The sequence below is a fragment of the Enterococcus sp. FZMF genome (assembly GCF_030263915.1).
Classification (GTDB): Bacteria; Bacillota; Bacilli; order Lactobacillales; family Enterococcaceae; genus Enterococcus_D; species Enterococcus_D casseliflavus.
Genome location: NZ_CP127160.1, coordinates 2,801,147 through 2,825,497, shown reverse-complemented (window position 1 = coordinate 2,825,497; position 24,351 = coordinate 2,801,147). Strand labels below are relative to the sequence as shown.

Below are 24,351 nucleotides of genomic sequence, written 5' to 3'. Positions count from 1 at the left end.
ACCAAAACGAGGGGTAAATTTTTCAATAAAAATCGAAACATTTCGACAATTTATACTATAGATTATTCGAATTATATACTATAATATTAAACAATATCAATGAAAAACTGAATATTCGTTGGTTTTTATGGATATTTTTAAAAGGAATGAATAGAAAGGTGTTTTAACATGCAAGTATCGCAAGCAGTCAAAGAATTAACCGAAGACGTGGTTCGTTTTCGTCGTGAATTACATACAATCCCTGAATTAGGGTTAACTGAGTTCAAAACAAAGGAATACTTGCTGCGTCAGTTGCAATCCTTTGGGATCAAAGAAATCTATCCAGTGATTGAAACCGGCTTGATTGCGGTCTTTCGCAGCGATCGCCCAGGAAAGACACTGGCCTTTCGAACGGATATCGATGCACTGCCGATCAAAGAAGAGACAGGTGTTTCCTTTGTTTCCAAACATGAAGGGAAAATGCATGCCTGCGGTCATGACGGCCATATGGCAACGATGCTAGGGTTTGCTAAATATTTGGCAACACATCCTGAAGTGATTCGTGGAACGATCGTTTTGATTTTCCAACCAGCCGAGGAAAGCCCCGGTGGCGCTCAATTGATGATCGATGAAGGCATCTTACGAGATTTTGGCGTGGAAAAAATCGTGGGGCTGCATGTCTTCCCAGATTTTCCCGAAGGAATCATTGCGAGTCGGAAAGGTCCGATGATGGCCCGTAACGGCGAGATCAATCTAACGATCAACGGCACGAGTGCCCATGGTGCCCAGCCTCATCAAGGACATGATGCCATTTTAGCCGCGGCTGCGATTATTCAAGGATTGCATTCGATCATTTCACGCAATATCAGCCCGCTTTCTGCTGGGGTCATCACTTTTGGGAAGATCCATGGGGGAGATGCGGAAAATATCATTCCCGGCAAGGTCGTTTTAAAAGGAACGATGCGGGCGTTTGAAGATGAAGTCTATGAAACGATGACGCGCAGAATCACCACCGTCGCACAAGAAATCGCCAAAGGATATGATTGCACGGCGGATGTCGAATTCGAACATCTTTATCGTGTCGTGGACAATGATCCTGAGATGGTGGAAGTGTTGGAAAAAGTGGTCGGGGAGAGCTACCAAGAAACACCACCATATATGTTGGCAGAGGATTTTTCGATGTACCAAAAGGAGATCCCAGGTGTCTTTTTCTTTGTTGGTACCCGAAATGAAGAAAAAGGCTATGTCCACCCTTTACACAGCAGCAAAATGAATTTTGACGAAAAAAATCTATTGCAAGGCATCGAATGCTACGTTCGTTTGATCGAGGCATTGAACGAGCCGACAGACAAGGAGTAAAGCGATGGCAAAAGAAATCAAGAACAATCACTTATACATTGACGGTTGTGATACCGTTGAGCTGGCAAAAACCTTCGGAACCCCCCTTTACGTGTATTCCGTTTCGGAGATTCGCGAAGAATGCCAAAAGATTCAGGCGCAGTTTTTGACGCGCTACAGCAAGACACGGGCAGCCTATGCCGCTAAAGCTTTCTGCACCACAGCAATGCTGCAAGTGATCAAGTCAGAAGGACTCTCATTAGACGTGGTTAGCGGTGGAGAGCTGTATACAGCGATCCAAGCTGATTTTCCAGCAGAACACATCGAGTTTAACGGCAATAATAAATCGATTGAAGAATTAGCAGCCGCCCTTGATTATGGCGTAGGACGGATCATCGTTGATGGCATTCAAGAAGTCGGCTTGATCCGCGCGTTATGTCAAGAAAAGCAAGTCGTTGCTAAAATTTTGTTGCGCATCACACCCGAGGTTTCGGTCAGCACCCATCAATTTATCTCGACCGGACAAAAAGATTCGAAATTCGGGATTCCTTTAGATGAAGAAATCTTATTTCCGTTAGTGGAAGAAGTGATTCAAGCACCTGAATTGGATTTCTATGGCCTGCATTTTCATGTCGGCAGTCAATTGTCGGACAATCGCTCACATCTAGCGGCAGTTGATGCGGCTTTGGCCCTTGTCCAAACCATTCATGAACGCTTTGATTATTGGATCAAAGAACTAAATGTTGGCGGCGGCTTTGGCGTTCGATACACAGACGCAGATATTCGCCAACCCTACAGCTACTTTTTAGATCCTGTGATGGAAAAAATCGATGCCTTTTATGCGCAGCACCAGAGCGAACGTCCGACCATCGTTATTGAACCTGGGCGCAGTATCGTCGCAGAAGCAGGTATCAGTTTGCACACCATCGGCAGTATCAAGACATTGCCAGGAATCAGAACATACGCCAGCATTGACGGTGGCATGACAGACAATATTCGTCCGGGTCTTTATCAGGCAACTTACACTGGGATCTTAGCCAACCGCGCTTCCGAAGCAGCGACACAAAAGATCACCATTTCTGGTAAAGCTTGTGAGAGCACGGACATCTTAGTAAAAGACCTTGCATTACCGCCCGTTGAAACTGGGGATCTGTTTGCTACGTTCGCAACAGGAGCTTATGGCTATTCGATGGCCAGCAGCTACAATAATTTACAGATTCCTGCAGTCGTCTTTGTGGAAAACGGCCAAGCGGAATTAGCCGTTAAACGCCAGTCCTACGAGCAAATGCTGCAAAATGAAGTGGTTCCTTCGTTTCTAAAAGAGGGAGCTTCCAGCAAGTAAAATTTTGAAAAGCAGGTGACAACATGACGATTCCTTATACAAAAATGCAAGGTGCAGGAAATGATTTTATCGTAATCGATAACCGCACATTGAAATTCTCCCATGAACAACTGTCGCAATTTGCTGCTCAGGTTTGCCATCGGAAATTTTCTGTTGGCGCGGATGCAGTCATGGCAGTGGATTTTCCCACAGGAACCGCTGATTTTCGGATGCGGTTTTACAATGCTGATGGGACCGAAGCAGAAATGTGCGGCAACGGCGCTCGCTGTATTGCCCGTTATGCCTTTGAGAAGGGAATTGCTGGCGAGCAGATGACCATCGAAACAGTTGCTGGCGATGTCCCCGCATGGCGCTTGTCGGCAAAACACTACAAAGTAACCTTGAATCCACCGACCGTGACTACATTTGATCAAGCGTACCCGAATCCAATGGTTTCTTTCGTGGACTATGTGGAATTGGGTGATCCAGGAATCCCTCATGCGGTGGTTCACTATCCTGGTCTGGCAGAAACTGAGTTGGAACAGCTGGCTGAACTTGCCAAAGAGATACGCTATTGGGAGGTTTTCCCAAAAGGGGCGAATGTCAATTTCTATGAAGAAGATGACAAGGGTGATCTGATCGTTCGCACGTATGAACGAGGGGTGGAAGGTTTTACCTATGCGTGCGGCACAGGTTCTGGTGCCACTGCGTATGTCGTGACCAAACGTCACCAGCAAGCGGCAGCGAATGTCTTGCTGCACGTGTTAGGTGGCGAGTTAACGGTAGAAGTTGATGTTGATCAGGGCGCATTAGAATTGATCGGCGATGCGGTTATGGTATCTGAAGGCTTGATTTTAGATGAGAATTTGACTGTGTAAACGCTGTGAAAATCATTGTAAAAAGATGGTTTTTTCGTGAAAAAAAGAATTGACATTCATTTGAGGCTATCGTATAGTTAAACACAACTTAAAAACACGCGATGATAAGAAGAGTAAGTCAGTTTCGATTGGATCAGAGAGCTCGGATTGGTGAGAAAGAGCACAGCCGTTTGACTGAAGATGGCCTTGGAGCGTTTGGACGTGAGCAAAAGCAAGCGTGCAGCGGGATTGCCCGTTACAGCAAAGCAGTTGATAAACTGATAAGGTTGGCAGCTTGTGCCAATGAATTAAAGGTGGTACCACGAACATGGTTGTTTCGTCCTTTCTCTATGATGGAGAAAGGACGTTTTTTTATTATAAAAAGGGGGAACTAAAAATGAAACAGTTGAAAAAGGGAATCGTTGGGTTAGTTGCTGCTGTCTTAATTACATTGGCAGCTTGTGGCAATACTAGCAGCACAGAGGATACACAGTCTGGTGAAAACAGTGTAGATGCAGTGGAAGAAAAAGTCGTTGGAGTGGCACCAGGACCATATGGGGATATGGTGACAGAGGTGATCTCTCCATTACTGGAAGAAAAAGGGTATCAACTAACGACCAAAGTGTTTAATGATTATATTCAGCCGAACAATGCCTTGGCGAATGGCCAAATCGATGCCAATTTGTTTCAGCATACGGCCTATCTAGAAAAATTTTCGGCAGATAACCAGTTATCTCTTACGGCATTACAAAAAGTGCCAACATTGGGAATGGGCATCTATTCGAAGCAATTGTCCAGCTTGGATGAGTTAGCAGACGGGGCGACTGTTTCGATTGCCAATGATGCCTCAAATTTAGCTCGGACCTTGCAACTGTTAGCTGCCAATGTGTTGATCACCATCGCAGACAATATCGACGAAACGAAGGCAACGGTGAATGATATCGAAGAAAATCCGAAGAATCTGACATTTAAAGAATTAGACGCAGCCCAATTGGCTCGTTCGTTAGATACAGTTGATTTAGCTTTAGTACCAGGAAACTTCGCTTGGGCGGCTTCTCTTGATCCTGCAGATGCTTTGGCGTTGGAGTCGTTGAAAGAAGAATATAAAAATGTCTTTGTGGTGTCCACCGAAGAAGAAGACAGTGATTTTGCTAAGGCAGTTACGGAAGTATTAGAAAGTGATGCATTTAAAGAAGCGATTGCCGAATCACCGTTCAGCAACTTTGATCAACCGAAATTTTGGGCTGAGTAAGAAGGGCATATCTTATGGCAAAAATAGAAGTAAAACAAGTATCAGTGACATTCACTCATAAAAAACAAATCAAAAAAGCAGTGGATTCCGTTGATTTTTCCGTTCAAGCTGGAGAAGTATACGGGATCGTCGGATTGAGCGGGGCTGGGAAAAGTACCTTGGTTCGTACGTTGAATCTACTGCAGGTGCCCTCTAGCGGTCAAATTCTGATTGATGGTCAAGACATCACGCAAGCCAAAGGCAAACACTTGCGTGAAGTACGACAAAAAATCGGGATGATCTTTCAGCATTTCAATCTGATCCATAATCGAACCATCAAGGAAAATTTAGCCTTTGCTTTGCGCGCTGGTGATTATCCGAAAGATCAGCAAGAAGCGAGGATCAAGGAACTGTTGGAAATGGTGGATCTGCCTCACAAAATTCACGAGTATCCGAATAATTTGTCTGGGGGAGAAAAGCAACGGATCGGCATTGCACGAGCGATTGCCAACGAACCTGAGATTTTGTTGTGTGACGAAGCTACCAGTGCGTTAGATGTTGAAACGACCGAAGAAATTTTGAAATTGTTGATCCGAATCAAGGAACAGACAGGCATCACCATCGTCTTTATCACTCATGAATTGGATGTTGCCCGTAAGTTTTTTGATCGGGTGGCAGTGATGGAAAAGGGGCGCATCGTTGAAGAACAAACGACCTATGGCTTGTTCAGTCAGCCTAAACAGCCTATTACGAAAAAACTGGTAGGCCGCTACTTGGATCTGACGCTTCCTGAAGAGATTCTAGCATCTTTCACGCAAGGCGACTTGCTGGAATTGCGCTACCAAGGTGAGTATACGTTAGAACCGCTGATTTCGACTGTAGCGAAAGCCTACGATGTGTCGATCAATATCATCCATGGGAAAATTGAGTATATCAAAAAAGATGTGATCGGTATTTTGTATATCTATTTGACGGGACCCGACGAAGAAGCAGCAAAAGCCCGAGAACACTTAGCTGCGAACGTCTTTTCTCTAAGAAAGATAGGTGAGAAAAATGGCTGAAACGATTGAGATTTTAAAAACAAACCTGCCTCAAGCACTATGGGAAACATTCTTTATGGTGGGGACCTCAGCAATTATAGGAGTAGTTTTCGGCTTATTGATTGGATTAGTCCTATTTTTAGTCGGCAGTAACCTTTTTCATAAAAATATTTTCTTGCATCATCTGGCCGATTTTGTCGTCAATGCAATCCGTTCGCTGCCATTTTTGATCTTATTGATTACGCTGATTCCGTTATCAGCGATGCTGATCGGTGATCCTTATACCCCAGCGGGTGGTGCGATTGCTTTATCGATTGCCGCGATTCCTTTTTACGCCCGAATCGCTGAATCTGCATTTGCCGAAATCGACTATGGCGTCCTTGAAGCCAGCGTCGCTTCTGGAGCATCGACGAGACAGATCGTTCGCGAAGTGATTTTACCAGAAAGTCTGCCAGCTTTGATTCGTGGATTTGTGCTAACTTTGATCAGTCTTTTAGGCTACTCAGCGATGGTGGGAACAATTGGCGCAGGCGGCATTGGCGATTTAGCAATTCAGTATGGTTATTATCGCTATGAAACGGCGATTTTGATTGTGGTGATTCTCCTGCTGATTCTTCTGGTACAAATCATCCAGTGGGTCGGCGATGCTTGTGCGAATCATTTCTCAAAATAAAAACCAACGCTTTGTAGTTCCTTTTCGAATACACTTGAGTTATCGCTTCTGTTATTACTCTACAGAAGCGATTTTTTTTACTTACAGGTCACTGATTTTTGGTTGCACCTCTAATGGTTTTTCGGTATGCTGATGGTGAGTTGTTTTTTTACAGCGAAAATTATATTTTAAAGGAGCAACACTATGACTCAAATTCCTAACTGTCCAAATTGCCAATCTGAATACGCTTATGAAGACCGTGGGCTGTTTGTTTGTCCCGAATGCGGAAACGAATGGCAAGAGCAACAAGCGGCGGAAGAAGCACCCGTATATAAAGATGCCAACGGCAATATTTTAGTCGATGGCGATACAGTAACGGTCATCAAAGACTTGAAAGTCAAAGGCGCATCTGGCGCCATCAAACAAGGAACAAAAGTGAAAAACATCAAATTAGTCGAAGGCGACCACAACATTGATTGCAAGATCGATGGCTTCGGCGCAATGAAACTAAAATCAGAATTTGTAAAAAAAGGTTAAAAACAAAATCTTCCAGTCATCTTCATAATTTTTTCACCACTTTAATGGTAAAATAAGGTCAAAGATTAAAAGGGGGAATTTTATCGTGTATGGTATGGGCGGATACGGGTTCGGCTTTTTTTATGACCCGACTTTCATTCTTGTAATTATCGGTATGGTGATTTCGCTAGCAGCGTCAGCGTACGTCAAAAGTACCTTTAACAAATATGACAAAGTCAGAAGTAAAAATAATATTACCGGCACAAAAGCGGCGCAGTACATCTTGCAAAGCCAAGGAATCAATAATGTGGGTGTGCAAGCGATCGCTGGTGATTTGACGGATAATTACAATTCTGGCAACAAAATGCTGAGTTTATCGCAATCCACTGCACAATCAACTTCGGTAGCAGCAATCGGTGTTGCGGCCCATGAGTGTGGACACGCAGTCCAAGATGCCAAAGGTTATTTTCCTTTGCGTTTGCGTCATGCGATCGTACCGATCGCTAATATCGGAACCAGCATCTCGATCCCATTGATTTTGATTGGGGTCCTATTACGAGGATCGTTTCTGATCAACTTAGGCTTGTTGGCTTTCTCATTGGCGTTTATTTTCCAATTAGTGACCTTGCCAGTCGAGTTCGATGCCTCAAAACGGGCGATCCGTATTTTGGCAGATGGTGGCTTGTTAACAGAAGATGAAGTACCACAAGCAAGAAGAGTGCTCTTTGCCGCAGCGTTGACGTATGTCGCAGCTGCCGTAGCAACCTTATTGCAGCTCTTACGTTTGATTATTTTATTTGGTAATAACAACCGTCGGAATTAAAAAATGGAAACAAATAATAACAAAGCGGCTCAATCAAGATTTTTTGGTTGAGCCGCTTTTTGTATGGAATATTATGATTTAACGAAAACTTTTGACAGGTGCTCTGTCCAAAAATCAGTAAAATCTTTGATGGTTCCATCTTTATTTAGCTGTGCCTGTTCAAATACTGATTTATTCTTACCGAATGGATCAATTGCGATAATTGTTCCAATCCCAGCACGCTTGGCAGCAAGCAAACCTGAATAAGCATCTTCGATAACAAGACAATCAGCAGGAGCTAAGCCCAATTTGCCAGCCGCTTTAAGAAAAATATCCGGTTGCGGTTTTCCAGGAAAAGAGCCATCGTCATAGACGATCTTATCCCAATCAAACCAGCGAGCTAAATCGAAAGTATCAAAATAAAAAGCAACATTCTCTTTAACAGTAGCCGTGGCGATCGTTAATGGAATCTGCTGGTCAGTCAGCTGATCAAGAGTCGCTTCAAGCCCCTTTGTCAATTGGAGATCGTTCTTATTTTGCAAGCAAAGCATACGATAATAGCTTTCTTTTTCTTCTGACAATACGGCGATCTCAGAGGCGGTCAAATGTTCTGAAATGAAATGTTTTAAAATCTCCGTATTCGTTCGACCATGGATATTTTTTAAAATATCCTCATCTGATAAACCATCTTTTGTATGATCATGAATCATGTGTAGCCAAGCAGCTTCATGTAGATGAGAGTCCAAAAACATAGTTCCGTTGAAATCAAAAATAATCCCTTTCATAGTTACGCTCCTATAGTGGTATTTTCGGTTGAATCAGCAATTTGCAGATCGACATATTGTGCATAGTGCTCTTGCAGCTCAGGTGATATTTGACGATCCGTAATGAGTAGGTCGAAGTCATGCAAATTATAAAACACATAAAAATCATCCCGATTAAACTTTTTGTTATCAACGAGCAGATATTTCTTGCGGGAATTATTTAATGCGATCTGCTGTGCTTCTCCTTCTTCTGTACTGTAAGTAGAAATTGCTTCGTTGTGAACGCCATTTGAACTGATAAATGCTTTTGTAAACTTTAATCTTCTTAAATTGTCGTTAGTGATCGGTCCAACAAATGCGCCGGTATTTTTACGGAAATCACCACCAATTAGTAAAATTTCTGGTCCATCTGCTTGCGCAAGAATATCAAAAACTGGGTAATTATTAGTAATGATCCGGATTTTCTTGTTGAGTAAATGGGTCGCCAAAAGTTCGATTGTTGTACCTGGTCCTAAAAAAATTGTTTCGCCTTCTTGAATTGAGGAAGCTGCTGCGGCAGCAATCTCTTTTTTTTCTTGAATCTGCAAAGTGGCTTTTTCCGTGTGAGAAAGTTCTTGGTCTAGCGTATAGGAAAGACTTTGAGCCCCACCATGGACACGCAGCAGCTTGCCCGATTTTTCTAATTCATCTAAATCTCTGCGAACGGTCATATCAGAAACATCTAATTGATTGATGATTTCATTAACGGTAAGGATTCCTTTTTTATTGACCATTTCTACGATAGTAAACAATCTTTCTTTTTTTAGCATCGTCTTCACCTCTAATTTAAGGATAATCTACCATATAATCGGATAACAGTCAATCTGTTTCAAACAAAAACAAACAATTATTTGCGTGATATATGTTTATTTCAATGGTTTTTATCATTTTTTTTCGATTTTTGTGATTGTTTATGTTTGTTTGTGTTGACAAATGTTTTGGATACGATTACAATTCAATCAGTTAGAAAGTGCGGAAACTGATTATAGATTTGAGGAGAGATGTACATGCTTAAATTACCAGAAGATTTTATTTTTGGTGGAGCCACAGCAGCCTATCAGGTTGAAGGAGCCACTAAGGAAGGCGGCAAAGGCGCTGTTGCTTGGGATGATTTTTTAGAGGAACAGGGTAGATTCAGTCCCGATCCGGCAAGTGATTTTTATCATCAATATGCAAAGGATATTGAATTGTGTGAACGATTTGGTGTGAATGGGCTAAGATTATCCATTGCATGGAGTCGAATTTTTCCTGATGGTGATGGGGAACCGAACCCAGAAGGAATCGCTTTTTATCATCGTGTGTTCGAAGAATGTGCGAAAAGAAACGTAACGCCGTTTGTGACATTGCATCATTTTGATACCCCTAAACGTTTGTTTGACCAGGGAGATTTTTTGAATCGAGAAACAATAGAAGCATTCGTTTCCTATGCCATTTTTTGTTTTCATGAATTCAAAGAAGTGAAAGTGTGGAGTACCTTTAATGAAATCTATCCTGTTGCGACCAATCAATATTTGTTAGGCGTTTTCCCACCAGGAATCAAATATGATTTTACAAAAATCATCGCCTGTCTTCATAATATGATGGTTACCCATGCACGTGTTGTGAACTATTTCAAAGAAAACGAACTTCCAGGCGAAATCGGTGTCGTTCACTCATTGGAGACGAAATATGCGGCAACAGATGCTCCAGAAGATAAGCATGCAGCCTTTTTAGACGATGCATTGTCGATCCGCTTCTTATTAGATGCTACTTATTTAGGCTATTATTCAACTGAAACCTTGACGGCTCTTGATGAGATATGTGAAGCAAATCAGGCTAGCTATCATTTTCCTGAAGAAGATTTCGTTGAATTGAAAAAAGCCTCCACGCGTAATGACTATTTAGGAATCAATCACTACCAATGCCATTTTGTCAAAGCTTACGATGGAGAAAACGCGATCCATCATAATGGCACGGGTGAAAAAGGGACCTCTGTTTATAAAGTGAAGGGAATCGGAGAACGCATTTATAAAGAAGGAATTCCTCGAACAGATTGGGACTGGCTGATTTATCCAGAAGGTCTTTATGACTTGTTGTTACGAATTAAAAGCGATTACCCGCATTACAACAAAATCTATATCACTGAAAACGGCATGGGGTATAAAGACCAGTTTGAAGATGGCATCATTATGGATCAGCCGAGAATCGATTATTTGAGAGTCTATTTGGAATCCTTAAGCAAGGCGATAACAGCTGGGGTAAATGTGAAGGGATATTTTTTGTGGTCGCTTATGGATCTTTTCTCATGGACAAATGGGTATAACAAAAGGTATGGCTTGTTTTATGTTGATTTTGAAACCCAGAAGCGTTACCCGAAAGAGTCAGCATACTGGTACAAATTAGTTAGTGAAACCAAAACGATTATTTAATAAGTAATAATGGAGGAAGAAAAGATGAATAAAGAGGAATTACAAATGCTTGGTTTTGAGATCGTTGCTTATTCAGGGGACGCTCGCAGTACATTATTAAAATTATTGAAAGAAGTAAGACAAGGGAACTTTGAGCATGTTGATTCAGCACTGAAAGAAGCCGACGAAAATTTAACCCTTGCACACAATTCGCAAACGAAAATTTTAGCGGAAGAAGCATCGGGAAAAGAGATGGAGATGGGATTCATTTTTATCCATGGACAGGATCATTTAATGACCACATTGTTGCTGAGGGATCTGATTCAAGACTTTATTGCACTGTACAAGCAGAATCAAGGATAGGAGAAGAACGCTATGGATGGAATCATTAAACAAATCGAAAAAGGAAAACCGTTTTTTGAAAAAATCTCACGCAATAATTATCTGGGAGCCGTTCGTGACGGATTTTTAACAGCGATGCCGGCTATTTTATTCTCAAGCATATTCATTTTGATTGCTGCGGTTCCTGAGATTTTTGGTTACCAATGGCCTGAAGCTGTCTCCACTTGGTTGTGGAAAATCTATAATTATTCGATGGGGGTTGTAGGGTTACTTGTTTCAGCAACCACTGCTCGCTGCTTGGCTGATTCGATGAATCGCCGCTTACCGAAAAACAAAGTGATCAACACGACTTCTGTGATGCTGGCTTCTGTGGTAAGTTTCCTGTTGTTAAGCGTCTCTCCGATCGAAGGCGGATTTTCAACGGAATACATGGGGACAAAGGGGCTATTGGCGTCCTTTGTCGCTGCATTTTTAACAGTTAATTTATATAAGTTTTGTGTGCTGAAAGATATTACCATTAAGATGCCTAAAGAAGTTCCTGGTACGATTTCGCAAACCTTCCGAGATATTTTTCCTTTCTCTTTTTCAGTATTTGCGGCCGTTTTAATTGATTTAGGTATTCGGCAAATTTTCCAAATCTCATTTGCAGAAGCAATCATTACTGTGCTGCAGCCATTATTCACAGCAGCCGACGGTTATTTAGGAATCGCTATCATCTGGGGAGCGATGGCGCTATTTTGGTTTGTCGGTGTTCATGGACCGTCGATCGTGGAACCAGCAATTGCAGCAATTATCTATGCCAATGTGGAAACCAATCTGCAATTGTTCAATTCCGGTGAGCAAGCTTCAAAAGTACTGACAGTCGGTTTAGGAAATTTTGTAGGAACTATGGGAGGAACTGGGGCCACATTGGTCGTTCCTTTTATCTTCTTACTCTTTGCTAAGTCTAAACAATTGAAGGCAGTCGGGAAAGCTTCCTTTATTCCAGTAAGTTTTGCTGTCAATGAACCATTGTTGTTTGCAGCACCCATGATTTTGAATCCTTATTTTTTCATTCCGTTTTTGTTAACACCAGTTGTAAACGTTTGCTTGTTTAAGTTTTTTGTCGATGTGCTAGGCATGAACAGTTTTATGTACGTTTTACCTTGGGCAACTCCGGCACCGATCGGTCTGGTTCTAGGAACGGGCATGGGGGTGTTAGCCTTTGTTTTAGCAGCGGTTCTAATCGTCGTTGACTTCCTGATCTATCTACCATTTTGTAAAGCATACGATGCTGTTTTAGTAGAGCAAGAAGCACAAAAAGCGGAAGTGATCGCAACCGAAGAAGGTGCTTCTGCTGCTATACGTGAGGAAGTACCTGAGGCAGCGAGCCAAATTATCAGCGATACAAATAAAGAAATCAATGTGTTGGTGCTTTGTGCTGGAGCAGGGACAAGTGCGATGTTAGCTAATGCTTTAAAAGAAGGCGCATCTGAATCGAAAGCACCGATCAGTGCAATGGCGGGTGCTTATGGTTCTCATTACGAAATGCTGCAGGATTTTGATATGGTGGTCTTAGCACCGCAAGTCAATTCTTATTATGATGATATCAAAGAAGATACCGATCGCTTAGGAATCAAGCTGGTTGCGACAAAAGGAGCAGAATATATCGGATTAACGAGAGATCCTGAAAAAGCCGTTCAATTTATTCTGAACCAATTTCAATAAAGGAGGAGCAAATGAATGAAAAAGGGAGCTTGGTTGCGTAAAGTCGCTTTATTTGCAGCTGTGATAGGGACTTTGGGGGCTGTTTCAAAAACAGTTGAAGCATCTGCCAGCGAGTTTATTCGCGGAGCAGATATTTCGATCTTGTCAGATATGGAAAAATCTGGTGCAAAATATTATGAAGATGGTATTTCAAAAGATGCCTTAGAGATTCTAAAAAATAATGGTGTCAACTATGTTCGACTGCGTTTGTGGCAGGATCCTTATAATAGTAACGGAGAAAGTTATGGGGCAGGGACAAATGATCTGGAAACGACGATTGCCCTTGCAAAACGAGCAAAAAGTCATGGACTCAACGTGTTGCTAGATTTCCATTACAGTGATTTTTGGGTTGATCCTGGGAAACAGAATGTTCCTAAAGCGTGGCAAGATCTGACCTTTGAAGAAATGAATACGGCATTGTATGACTATACAAAGAACGTTCTGTCGGAAATGAAGCAGCTAGACGTTTATCCTGATATGGTTCAGATCGGCAATGAACTGAATAGTGGAATGCTCTGGCCTTATGGCAAGTCTTGGGGAGAAGACGGGGGAGAGTTTGATCGATTGGCTACTTTTTTGAAGTCTGGTGTCCAAGCTGTTCGAGACACTCAACCTAAAACAACTCCAGTAATGCTCCACTTAGCTGATGGTGGCGATACAGGAGCATTTACTTGGTGGTTTGATGAAATCACCAGTCGGGGTGTGTCATTTGATTTAATTGGAGTATCGTATTATCCGTATTGGCACGGTTCAATGAATGAACTTCAAACCAATATGAATACGATCAGTCAACGGTATGGCAAAGAAGTGATCGTAGTTGAAACAGCTTATGGGCATACAACAGCGAATGCAGATACTATGCCAAATGCCTTTGGCGAAGCCGAAGCAGCGGCGGGGGGATATGAACCAACACCGTCAGGACAAGCAGAGTATTTGCTGGATCTAGCCGATCGTATTCAAGCGGTGCCGAATGATCGCGGGGCGGGCTTCTTTTATTGGGAACCTCTTTGGTACAACGGAAACGTGAGTTGGGCAACACAAGCAGGTATGAATTATCTCGGTGTTCAATCTACTATGGGAAACGAATGGGACAACCAAGCGATGTTTGATTTTGCTGGAAACGCCTTGCCAAGCTTGCGTGCGTTTAAACAAGCAGGGGCGCAAACAAATCTGGTTAAAAATGCAAGTTTCGAGAGCGATGGACCAACGACCAGTCCTTCCGATTGGCAAACGTGGTTTCAACAAGGAACAGCTGAAGGTACGATCAAAACGGAAGCTGGGACTTTTTTTGGAGACTACAAATTAACTTTTTGGCAGGACCAAGCTTACGAGGCATCAGCTTATCAAAATGTTAGTGGCATCAGCGATGGAACTTACACATTGAGTGCCTATGTAATGTCTGGGGGAGAGTTTGATACCAATCAGTTATATATCAAAAATTATGGTGGAGCGGAACTAAATACTGCGGTTGTTAAAACAAGTGAATGGACAAAAATTACAATCAAAGACATTCCAATTACAACAGGTGCTTGTGAAATCGGGGTTTACAGCAAGGCTTCAGCAAATGCTTGGACGAACGTTGATTTTGTTTCATTGGTGAAACAATAGTCTAAGGATTGCTGCGATTGATCCTCAGTGCTCCCCTTCAACCGCATCACTAGCGTAGAAGGCAGGAATCGAACCTGCACCTCGTCTTTGCCAAAAATAACCAGAAATACGTTCCGATCATTTTTACCAAAACGAGTAAAGCGCCAGACTTCATCTACACTTTGTATTATGCCAAAGAGAGTTCAACGATTTCGTAAGAAGCAATGAAAAATTTGCAAAAAGTTGTGCAGAAAACATGAAGGTTGTTTAAGAAAGAATAACCATAGAACTTAGTCGTGAAAAAGAAGGAACCAGCGGTATCGATAAGTAAAGCCTTTGTCTGGAAACTTCGTTTTTTTCTGAAAAAATCAAATAAAGTTTTCTTGACATTTGCTAGGTGAGAATGTATCATTCTGTTTGGGCACTCTTTACAAGAGTCAGAAAGTGATTTAGAATTTTCGCTCCCTATTCATTTATGGATAGGGAGCTTTTATTATTTTCTAAATGCTTTTCCTGTAAAATAGATTAAAGGAGTTTTTCAGTTTATGACAAAATATATTTTTGTAACCGGCGGTGTGGTTTCTTCTATTGGTAAAGGGATCGTAGCAGCATCATTAGGACGTCTGTTGAAAAATCGCGGCTTGAAAGTAACGATTCAAAAATTCGATCCGTACATCAACGTCGATCCAGGAACGATGAGCCCATACCAACATGGTGAAGTATTCGTAACCGATGATGGAGCAGAGACCGACTTAGACTTAGGTCACTATGAACGCTTTATCGATATCAATTTGAACAAATACTCAAATGTAACAACTGGAAAAATCTATTCAGAAGTTTTGCGGAAAGAGCGTAAAGGAGAATACTTAGGCGCGACTGTTCAAGTGATCCCGCATATCACCAACGAGATCAAAGAAAAAATCATGCGGGCAGCCAAAATGACTGATTCAGATGTGATCATTACAGAAGTCGGCGGTACAGTAGGGGATATTGAATCATTGCCATTTCTAGAAGCTTTGCGTCAAATGAAAGCAGACGTAGGTTCAGACAATGTGATGTACATCCACACCACGCTGATTCCTTATTTGAAAGCAGCGGGCGAAATGAAAACCAAACCGACTCAACACAGTGTGAAGGAACTGCGCGGCTTGGGGATTCAACCAAATATCTTGGTCGTTCGTACAGAACAACCCGTAGGACAATCAACGAAAAACAAATTGGCCCAATTCTGTGACGTGGCACCAGAAGCCGTGATCGAATCTCGTGACGTTGAGACCCTTTATTCGATCCCATTGGCACTGCAAGCGCAAGGCATGGATCAAATCGTGTGTGATCATTTGAAACTGACTGCACCAGCTGCTGACATGACTGAATGGCAAGCATTGGAAGAAAAGGTACTGAATTTGAAGAAAAAAGTACGCATCGCATTAGTTGGAAAATACGTGGAATTGCCAGATGCTTATCTATCAGTTGTTGAAGCCTTGAAACATTCTGGCTTTGCCTTTGATGCAGATATCGAGATCGATTGGATCAAAGCCCAAGAAATCACACGAGAAAACGTGGATTCTTACTTAGGTGAAGTAGACGGTATTCTCGTTCCTGGTGGATTCGGTGATCGCGGGATTGAAGGAAAAATCGAAGCGATCCGATATGCTCGGGAAAACGATGTACCATTCTTAGGGATTTGTCTAGGGATGCAAATGGCTTGTGTGGAATATGCCCGCAATGTCGTTGGCTTGGAAAATGCCAATTCCGCAGAAACCGATCCTGAAACAGCCAACAACATCATTGATTTGATGGCTGACCAAGAAAACATCGAAAACTTAGGTGGGACATTGCGCTTAGGCTTGTACCCATGTAAAGTGAAAAAAGGTACCAAAACAGCTGCAGCTTATGACGGAGAAGAGGTTGTTCAAGAACGTCACCGTCATCGTTATGAATTCAACAACAAATACCGTGAAATCTTTGAAGCAAACGGGATGGTTTTCTCAGGTGTATCACCAGACAATCGTTTGGTTGAGATCGTTGAGATCCCAGAAAACAAATTCTTCGTGGGTTGCCAATTCCACCCAGAATTGATTTCTCGTCCAACTCGCCCACAACGCTTGATCAAAGCATTTGTTGGAGCTTCATTAGACAACCGCCAAGCATAATAATCGCTAGCGGGAAACCAAGAAATGAATGTGCGAAACTCCTCATCTCAAGATGGGGAGTTTTTTTGAGTTACGCCATCCCAGTAATCCATAAAAGGTTGAAACTTGCGTGAGCGTTGGTAGAAGGTATCTGTTTCTGCACACAAAAAACTTCCGTCAAAACGACCGGAAGTTTCTGGCTGATGCATTATTTTTTTCGCTAACAGTTCGAGTGAAATCCGCCAGCGGAAACCCATGTTGATTTGCTGGTGCCTAGAGAGGATTATTCTTTTAGCTTATACCCTTGGTCTAAGAGCATTTCCTCTGTACGTTCCATGCTGATCCCATTTTCAGTGTTTCCTTCGAAACTAACCCCAGGCAATTGTTTCGCTGAATCATAATCCAACTCATCATAATTGATGGTCAAGGATTCAGTCGCTTCACTATCTGTATAGTCGAGGGAATAGTCCAACCCTTTGACTTGCTGATACTGTTCTGCGATCGGATCAAGCACGGTTTGTGCTTCTTCTTTAGTCGTTACCCCGATCGCTGAATAAGGCATGACATTGTTCGCAGTCTGAGTTTTTACTTTATCGCCTTCATAAGTGAAGACCAGTTCCATCGAAACTCCATTTTGATCCATTGTGAATGTTTTGGTTTCTTCCTTGGCCCCCGAGCTACAGCTTGCCAAGAAAAGAACTCCGATGACTGCCAAAAATCCAATAAGCGCTTTTTTCATTTTATCCCTCCTTTTTTACATAATAATATAGCCGCTTTCACAAGGCTATTCTTATGCTCAAAAGAGAAGAGGAAAGGATTTGCTGGAAGATTATGATAAAATAACAAAAAATATGTGAAATTTTTCTCGAATTTTCACATGCCGATTTGTTATCTAACGACCGCAGACAGAAGAGCAAAACCTTACAGAATCCTAGACTTTCAGAAAAGATGATGAAAATGCTGGGTTTTTATATTTGTGCAATCTTTTTTTGAAAAGAGAAATTCCTCTTTTTAGTAGCAAATACCGCAAATCTTTGCTAAAATAGCATTGTCGGTTAAGCATTGCTTAACAAATAAAGTTTTTCAAAACTTAGGAGGAATTTTTTATGCCAGTAGTATCAGGAGCTGAATTCTTAAAAGCTGCTCGTCAAGGCGGATATGCAGTCGGCGGATTCAACACAAACAACTTAGAATGGACACAAGCGATTTTAAAAGCTGCTGAAGCGAAAAAAGCGCCAGTTCTAATCCAAACTTCAATGGGTGCTGCCAAATATATGGGCGGATACAAAGTTGCTAAAGACATCGTTACAAACTTGGTTGATTCAATGAACATCACTGTTCCAGTTGCAATCCACTTAGACCACGGTGATTATGATGCAGCAATGGAATGTATCGAAGTTGGTTACACTTCTGTTATGTTTGATGGCTCCCACTTACCATTTGAAGAAAACTTGAAATTGGCTAAAGAAGTTGTCGAAAAAGCACACGCAAAAGGCGTTTCTGTTGAGTGTGAAGTTGGTTCAATCGGCGGAGAAGAAGATGGAATCATCGGTTCTGGCGAATTAGCTGACATCGAAGAATGTAAACAAATGGTTGCAACTGGTATTGATTACCTAGCTTGCGGAATTGGTAACATTCACGGTCAATACCCTGAAAACTGGAAAGGCCTTGCTTTTGACCACTTACAAGCAATCGCTGATGCAGTAGGTTCTGATGTACCATTAGTATTACACGGTGGTTCTGGTATTCCTCAAGACCAAATCGAAAAAGCAATCTCAATGGGTGTTTCTAAAGTAAACGTAAATACTGAATTCCAATTATCATTTGCTAAAGCAACTCGTGAATACATCGAAGCTGGCAAAGATAAAGAAGGTAAAGGATTCGACCCTCGTAAATTATTAGCACCAGGTGTTGCTGCAATCGTTAAAGATGCAGAAGAACACATCGACTGGTTCGGTTCAGCTGGTAAAGCTTAATCTTATAATGAACGAAAACCGCTGGAAAGCATATTTTCCAGCGGTTTTTTTGATATAGATAAGATGTCGAGTGAATTACATTATCACGTATGTTATTCCGAATAAAGCCCATTGCCATTAAGTAGATCCAAACAGAAATAGCCACCAATACTTGCTGTTAACACATTACAGATAATTAGAACACTAGCAATCAAGGTGATATTTTCGAGTAGTGGGGGATTCAGTATATACATCCCTCCAAGAATCAGTAGGATCGGCACACAGGCTGTCAGCATCACCATGTAACGAATCAATCCTTTTGTTAAAAGATTGTTGCGGTCTTTCAACCAACGAATAGCAAGAAGATTGCCTACAAAAAAGACCATTAAGAAGGAGAATAGGACAAGTGTCACTTTTAGCCATAAGAAGAGCGGTGGTCCTGAAAAGAGCAAATGTACTACCAGTGGCAGCACAAGGATCATTGCTGTTTTTATAAATGGAATCAAAAGCGTATAAAACATTTTTTTGGCAGAAGAATCTGGAATCAGGTAAATATAAATGCTTTTCATTTCCTCCTCCATCCCGGTTTCGTTGACTAAACTGAACAATGTAAGCCAGATGATTAGTGCGACCGCATAAATATCTTTGAAAAGAAACATAAAGAGTATCAAGGTTCCTAGTCGTATCTTTTCATTAGAAGAGAAGACCTTTTTTTTCTTTTTCATCAATAAAATATTTTTTGATAGGGAAGCGCCTGCTAATTTACGATAAGAAATAGTGGCATCACTTACTTTCGTTGGGTCATCGGTTTTTCCATCCAGCGCTTCTTGTAGCATTTTGCTTGCTTCCTCAGAATCTTGAATGGCTTGTTCAAAGAAGTACCCTCTAAGTGTGCATAAACGCAAAATCAACAATAGACAGCTCAAAAGGTAGAAACTATTGCTCAGTAGAAGGTGTGCTAGGTTTTGACTAGAGTAGCCATCGGTTAGCCATTTTCCCCAACCAATGATGGGAATAAAATAAAAGAACGTGTTGTCTGTCAAAGAATAAAAGGTTTCTAACCAGCTATGTGTTGTTAAATAGCTGAAGCCCACAAAGCCAAGCATACCAAGAACGGCAGCAGTGGCAAACAGCAAGCGCAAATACGTTTTTCTTTCCTGAACCAATTCATTGATATACCAAATTGCCGTCACCAATTCCCAGAAAAAGAAAATTAAAAACGTACTCCAAAAGAGGTAGAGAAGGGAAACAAGGGTGAATGAAAACAATTGTCCAAGAATGACATAAAAGAATAAAACTATGCCGACGGAAGCAGACACGCTTTGAGAAAAGCTAAAGAGTATCGTATACCCGAGGATCTGTTTGATGGAATAGGGACCGATAAATAAAAAATGGGCGTCTACATGGTAAAAAAGTGCTTGTTTTTTTGAAAACAAGCTGATTATCAGAAAGCCTGACACGATTGCGGAAATGATCAGGTTGGGTACTGAAAGGTCTTGGCTTGTCATTGGCATTTCGTGATTAGAAAAAAAGATGCCGAAACTTGGTAAAAGCAAGAAGACCAATGCAATGATGAGGATCGTTGCCGAGAGGGGTTTGCTAAGATAATACCGCACCAAACCTTTTGCTTTTAAAAAAGTTAAGTTAATCAATGAGTTCATCTGTTTTAAAAGCCCCCTCTTGCTGTTCAATGTGGGATTGATTGACTCGGAAAAACAGTTCTTTCAGCGGTTCCGATTGGCTTGCTTTTATTGTTTCAGCTACGACTTTGCCTTCTTTTAAAATATACGCACGATCCCAGATGTCATCCACCATATCAATGATATGCGTGCTCAATAAAATGCTAGTTCCTTTTTCTTTCAGGGAAGCCAGGATATTCAATGTTTCTTGAATACTTGTTGGATCAAGACCCATCATCGGCTCATCGACCAGCAGTGCCTTCGGTTCCGTCATTAGCGCAAGAATCATTGAGACTTTCTGCCGCATACCTTTAGAAAGCTCTTTGGCGATCGTTTTTCTTTTGTGGTCAAGGTGAAACGATTTGAGGTAATAAGCAGCCGTCTCTTGGTAATTTGGTAAATTATAGGCATTGCCGATATAATCAATATGCTCTTGTATCGTTAATAGCTCGAAAAGCACAGGCGTTTCAGGAATATAAGCAAAAAGCCGTTTCGCTTCAACGCTGAGGTTATCATGACCACAAATGGTGACTTCTCCTTTAAACTTTAATAATCCGATGATGCTTTTGATCGTTGTTGATTTTCCAGCCCCGTTTGCCCCTAGCAAAACAGTTAATTGACCGGGGGGTGCCGACAGTGAGATATGGTCAGCGCCTAAAACTTTGCCATAATCCTTCACCAAATTTTTTACTTCAATCATTTATTCTTCTCCTTAATGCGTTCATTTTCTAAAAAAATCTGCTGTTTTTTAATAAGTGTATCGAAGTTCGGAATATTTATCAATATTCTTAAAACAAGTATCGTGTAAAATCGCTTTAAAGACTAAAAAACCCGTTTTCTTATTTTGACTTATAAAATATCCTGCATCTTTTTTCTTTGAGTGATCTGTGCTAAAATTGGAATGATACACATAAATTAAAAAAGAGTATAGGTGGAATTCCATGAAAAAAATTGTCATCAACGGCAATCGTCCCTTAAAAGGTGAAGTCACCATTAGCGGCGCAAAAAACAGTGCAGTCGCATTGATCCCGGCAGCGATCTTAGCTGATTCACCGGTCATTTTAGAAGGAGTGCCTGACATCCAAGATGTGCACTCATTAATTGAGATTATCGAAATCATGGGTGTGAAGACCCATTTTGAAAACAATACGCTAGAGATCGATCCGACAAACATCGTTTCGATCCCGATGCCTAACGGAAAAATCAACAGTCTACGAGCTTCTTACTATTTCATGGGGGCATTGTTGGCGAAGTTTGGTGAAGGCGTCGTTGGATTGCCTGGCGGCTGCTTCTTAGGCCCGCGACCAATCGATTTGCATATTAAAGGCTTCGAAGCACTTGGCGCAAAAGTCACCAATGAACATGGTGCCATGTATTTGCGTACCGAAGAAGAAGGCTTGACTGGCGAACGAATCTTCCTAGATATGGTCTCCATCGGAGCAACCATCAATGTGATGCTGGCAGCAGTAAAAGCCAAAGGCAAAACGATCATTGAAAATGCCGCACGAGAACCTGAGATCATTGATGTTGCGACCCTTTTAAATAATATGGGAGCGAAAATCAGAGGTGCAGGTACCAATGAAATTCGTATCGAAGGCGTGGAAGAATTGCACGGTTGTCGTCATTCCATCATTCCAGACCGGATCGAAGCAGGAACCTACCTTTCTTTAGCCGCAGCAGCGGGGGAAGGCATTACTGTCAAAAATGTGATTTATGAGCATCTAGAAAGCTACATTGCGAAATTGGAAGAAATCGGCGTGCGAATGGATATCAGCGAAGATGAAATCTATGTGCATCCCTCAAAAGACTTGAAACCAGCGACTGTGAAAACCTATCCTTATCCAGGATTTGCCACAGACCTGCAACAGCCGATCACACCATTATTGTTAAAAGCAAACGGAACATCGGAGATCATGGACACGATTTACGCCAAACGGGTCAACCATATTCCTGAATTAGCACGGATGGGCGCACAAGCAACGACAGAAGGCAACATGATTTTTGTTAGCGGACCGAGCCAATTGCACGGAGCAGAAGTTGTCGCTTCTGATTTGCGAGCAGGAGCTTGTCTTGTCATTGCCGGATTGATGGCGACTGGCACGACCAGCGTCTTTAATGTCGAGTATATTTTGCGCGGCTATGATCATATCATCGAAAAACTAACGGCTCTTGGAGCTGATATTCAAATGATAGAGGAGTAATTATGAGCGATTATCTTACGATGGCAGAGTTGGAAAACAAAACCTTAAAAGAAATCTACACCTTTGCCAAAGAGTTTCGAATTCCTTATTACAGCCAGATGAATAAAAAAGAATTGTCATTGGCTGTGATACGGGCGCAGGCGGAAAAACAAGGCTTCTTTTATATGGAAGGAATCTTGGATATCGTAGGCCAAGAAGGCTACGGTTTTTTACGCCCAATCAACTACGGACCGAGTGCAGAAGATATCTATATTTCTTCATCACAGATTCGTCGGTTTAGTTTGCGTAATGGTGATAAAGTCGCCGGTAAGGCGCGCCCGCCCAAGGAATCTGAGCGCTATTATGGATTGATGCACGTTGAGTCTGTTAATGGCAAAGATCCAGAAGATGCCAAAGAGCGTCCGCATTTTCCAGCGCTGACGCCGCTTTATCCGAATCGTCATTTAAAATTGGAAACAACGTCAGGACGCCTTTCTACGCGGATGATCGACATGCTGTCGCCAGTGGGTTTTGGACAACGGGGACTGATCGTTGCTCCGCCTAAAGCTGGGAAAACCAGTATCTTGAAAGAAATTGCCAATGGGATCACTGACAACTATCCTGAGGTGGAATTGATCGTTCTTTTGATCGACGAGCGCCCAGAAGAAGTGACTGATCTGGAACGCAGTGTCAAAGGCGATGTTGTTTCTTCAACCTTTGACCTGCAGCCTAGCAACCATACCCGTGTTTCTGAATTGGTACTAGAACGGGCGATGCGTTTGGTAGAAGACAAGCGTGATGTCGTGATTCTGATGGATAGTATCACTCGTTTGGCAAGAGCCTACAACTTAGTGGTACCTCCAAGCGGACGTACACTAAGCGGCGGGATCGATCCAGCTGCTTTGTACAAACCAAAGAAATTTTTTGGTGCTGCCCGTAATATTGAAGAAGGCGGCAGTTTGACGATTCTTGCCACCGCACTGGTGGATACCGGCAGCCGCATGGATGATGTCATCTATGAAGAGTTTAAAGGAACCGGCAATATGGAGCTGCAGCTTTCTCGCAGCTTAGCAGAACGTCGGATCTTCCCAGCGATCGACATCAAGAAATCTGGTACCCGTAAAGAGGAATTGCTGATGAGCAGCGAGCAATTGGAAGAAACCTGGCGCTTACGCAACAACATGTTGGGGGATTCCTTGGAGTTCACAGAACAATTCATTCAATTCTTGCGTAAAACGAAGAACAATGAAGAGTTTTTAGCGGCTTTTCATGATGTCCATTTCGGAGACAAACGGCAAAAAAGAAATATAAAAAGATAATTGCATCTAAAAACCAAACATGGTAAGATAGTCATGTTGTAAAATCGACAAATCAACTCTGGTGAAGCAAATGAGCCAGGGCAAAGGAGAGAAGAAGAAATGAAACAAGATATCCATCCAGATTATCATCCAGTTGTATTCATGGACTCAACTACTGGTTTCAAATTCTTATCAGGTTCTACAAAGAATTCTCAAGAAACTGTTGAGTGGGAAGACGGCAACACGTATCCATTGATCCGTGTCGAAGTAACTTCTGATTCACATCCATTCTACACTGGACGTCAAAAATTCACACAAGCAGACGGACGTGTGGACCGTTTCAACAAAAAATACGGTCTCAAAGACACAAACGCTGCAGAATAAGACAAATAACTGCAAATGTTGTTTCGGCAACATTTCTGAGGTTTCCCTTTTACGAGGGAAACCTTTTTTTATTTTTATAGGTAATAGACACGCAACTGCTAAAGCGAAAGAAACCATTCAGA

The 24,351-nt window shown here is 41.9% G+C and carries 22 protein-coding genes and 1 other annotated feature; of the genes, 17 read left to right on the top strand and 5 right to left on the bottom strand.

Annotation, left to right across the window (positions count from 1 at the left end; genetic code table 11):
- Positions 1-168: 168 nt before the first annotated feature.
- The 8 genes from QN079_RS13745 (at position 169) to QN079_RS13710 (ending at position 7,757) form a co-directional block, all read left to right on the top strand.
- Entirely contained in the window at positions 169-1,338 is a 1,170-nt protein-coding gene (locus tag QN079_RS13745; RefSeq protein ID WP_289229957.1) for a M20 metallopeptidase family protein, read from the top strand.
- Between the two features lie 4 nt (positions 1,339-1,342).
- Complete coding sequence (gene lysA, locus QN079_RS13740; RefSeq protein ID WP_010749977.1) at positions 1,343-2,659, top strand: diaminopimelate decarboxylase; 1,317 nt, start codon at positions 1,343-1,345, stop codon at positions 2,657-2,659.
- A 23-nt stretch (positions 2,660-2,682) separates the two neighbouring features.
- Positions 2,683-3,516, top strand: coding sequence for a diaminopimelate epimerase (gene dapF / locus QN079_RS13735; RefSeq protein WP_005228261.1), 834 nt, complete (start codon positions 2,683-2,685; stop codon positions 3,514-3,516).
- 92 nt (positions 3,517-3,608) lie between these two features.
- Positions 3,609-3,843, top strand: a binding site (T-box leader).
- A 49-nt stretch (positions 3,844-3,892) separates the two neighbouring features.
- A complete protein-coding gene (locus QN079_RS13730; RefSeq protein ID WP_289229956.1) occupies positions 3,893-4,747 on the top strand; it encodes a MetQ/NlpA family ABC transporter substrate-binding protein in 855 nt (284 codons plus the stop codon).
- Between the two features lie 14 nt (positions 4,748-4,761).
- Positions 4,762-5,787, top strand: coding sequence for a methionine ABC transporter ATP-binding protein (locus QN079_RS13725; protein WP_060791469.1), 1,026 nt, complete (start codon positions 4,762-4,764; stop codon positions 5,785-5,787).
- Complete coding sequence (locus QN079_RS13720; RefSeq protein ID WP_016609383.1) at positions 5,780-6,439, top strand: methionine ABC transporter permease; 660 nt, start codon at positions 5,780-5,782, stop codon at positions 6,437-6,439. The genes QN079_RS13725 and QN079_RS13720 overlap by 8 nt, the downstream gene beginning before the upstream one ends.
- A gap of 183 nt (positions 6,440-6,622) precedes the next feature.
- Positions 6,623-6,955, top strand: coding sequence for a zinc ribbon domain-containing protein YjdM (locus QN079_RS13715; RefSeq protein ID WP_005228268.1), 333 nt, complete (start codon positions 6,623-6,625; stop codon positions 6,953-6,955).
- Positions 6,956-7,049: 94 nt separating this feature from the next.
- Entirely contained in the window at positions 7,050-7,757 is a 708-nt protein-coding gene (locus QN079_RS13710) for a zinc metallopeptidase (RefSeq protein ID WP_005228270.1), read from the top strand.
- 71 nt (positions 7,758-7,828) lie between these two features.
- Here QN079_RS13710 and QN079_RS13705 read toward each other — a convergent pair whose 3' ends face one another.
- Both QN079_RS13705 and QN079_RS13700 read right to left on the bottom strand, forming a co-directional pair.
- Entirely contained in the window at positions 7,829-8,521 is a 693-nt protein-coding gene (locus QN079_RS13705) for an HAD family hydrolase (RefSeq protein WP_010749970.1), read from the bottom strand.
- A gap of 2 nt (positions 8,522-8,523) precedes the next feature.
- The gene (locus tag QN079_RS13700; protein ID WP_289229955.1) at positions 8,524-9,309 is read right to left on the bottom strand and encodes a DeoR/GlpR family DNA-binding transcription regulator; all 786 of its coding nucleotides are present in this window, start codon (positions 9,307-9,309) and stop codon (positions 8,524-8,526) included.
- Positions 9,310-9,546: 237 nt separating this feature from the next.
- On the opposite strand from QN079_RS13700, the gene lacG reads away from it, so the two are divergent.
- The 5 genes from lacG (at position 9,547) to pyrG (ending at position 16,754) form a co-directional block, all read left to right on the top strand.
- Positions 9,547-10,947, top strand: coding sequence for a 6-phospho-beta-galactosidase (gene lacG / locus QN079_RS13695; protein ID WP_289229954.1), 1,401 nt, complete (start codon positions 9,547-9,549; stop codon positions 10,945-10,947).
- Positions 10,948-10,971: 24 nt separating this feature from the next.
- Positions 10,972-11,289: a PTS sugar transporter subunit IIA gene (locus QN079_RS13690; RefSeq protein WP_010749967.1), complete on the top strand. Its 318-nt coding sequence runs from the start codon at positions 10,972-10,974 to the stop codon at positions 11,287-11,289.
- Between the two features lie 12 nt (positions 11,290-11,301).
- Positions 11,302-12,975: a PTS lactose transporter subunit IIBC gene (locus tag QN079_RS13685; RefSeq protein ID WP_289229953.1), complete on the top strand. Its 1,674-nt coding sequence runs from the start codon at positions 11,302-11,304 to the stop codon at positions 12,973-12,975.
- 15 nt (positions 12,976-12,990) lie between these two features.
- A complete protein-coding gene (locus QN079_RS13680) occupies positions 12,991-14,622 on the top strand; it encodes a glycoside hydrolase family 53 protein (RefSeq protein ID WP_289229952.1) in 1,632 nt (543 codons plus the stop codon).
- 524 nt (positions 14,623-15,146) lie between these two features.
- A complete protein-coding gene (gene pyrG, locus QN079_RS13675) occupies positions 15,147-16,754 on the top strand; it encodes a CTP synthase (RefSeq protein WP_005228290.1) in 1,608 nt (535 codons plus the stop codon).
- Between the two features lie 262 nt (positions 16,755-17,016).
- Here pyrG and QN079_RS13670 read toward each other — a convergent pair whose 3' ends face one another.
- Positions 17,017-17,472 carry a YehR family lipoprotein gene (locus QN079_RS13670; RefSeq protein WP_005233973.1) on the bottom strand — a complete coding sequence of 152 codons (456 nt, stop codon included), beginning with the start codon at positions 17,470-17,472 and terminating at the stop codon, positions 17,017-17,019.
- A gap of 367 nt (positions 17,473-17,839) precedes the next feature.
- Between QN079_RS13670 and QN079_RS13665 the strand changes: the two genes are divergently transcribed.
- A complete protein-coding gene (locus QN079_RS13665; RefSeq protein ID WP_005228297.1) occupies positions 17,840-18,709 on the top strand; it encodes a class II fructose-bisphosphate aldolase in 870 nt (289 codons plus the stop codon).
- A 92-nt stretch (positions 18,710-18,801) separates the two neighbouring features.
- Here QN079_RS13665 and QN079_RS13660 read toward each other — a convergent pair whose 3' ends face one another.
- Both QN079_RS13660 and QN079_RS13655 read right to left on the bottom strand, forming a co-directional pair.
- Positions 18,802-20,349, bottom strand: coding sequence for a putative ABC exporter domain-containing protein (locus tag QN079_RS13660; RefSeq protein WP_289229951.1), 1,548 nt, complete (start codon positions 20,347-20,349; stop codon positions 18,802-18,804).
- Complete coding sequence (locus QN079_RS13655; RefSeq protein WP_142964559.1) at positions 20,333-21,067, bottom strand: ABC transporter ATP-binding protein; 735 nt, start codon at positions 21,065-21,067, stop codon at positions 20,333-20,335. Before QN079_RS13655 ends, QN079_RS13660 begins: the two co-directional genes overlap by 17 nt.
- Before the next feature lie 241 nt (positions 21,068-21,308).
- Here QN079_RS13655 and murA point away from each other — a divergent pair, with 241 nt between their 5' ends.
- From murA to QN079_RS13640, 3 genes are all read left to right on the top strand, one after another.
- A complete protein-coding gene (murA, locus tag QN079_RS13650) occupies positions 21,309-22,568 on the top strand; it encodes a UDP-N-acetylglucosamine 1-carboxyvinyltransferase (protein ID WP_005228299.1) in 1,260 nt (419 codons plus the stop codon).
- A 2-nt stretch (positions 22,569-22,570) separates the two neighbouring features.
- Positions 22,571-23,866, top strand: a complete 1,296-nt coding sequence (gene rho / locus QN079_RS13645) for a transcription termination factor Rho (protein WP_005228301.1) — start codon at positions 22,571-22,573, stop codon at positions 23,864-23,866.
- Positions 23,867-23,965: 99 nt separating this feature from the next.
- On the top strand, positions 23,966-24,229 hold the full coding sequence (locus QN079_RS13640) for a type B 50S ribosomal protein L31 (protein ID WP_005233979.1): 264 nt from the start codon (positions 23,966-23,968) through the stop codon (positions 24,227-24,229).
- Positions 24,230-24,351 lie beyond the last annotated feature (122 nt).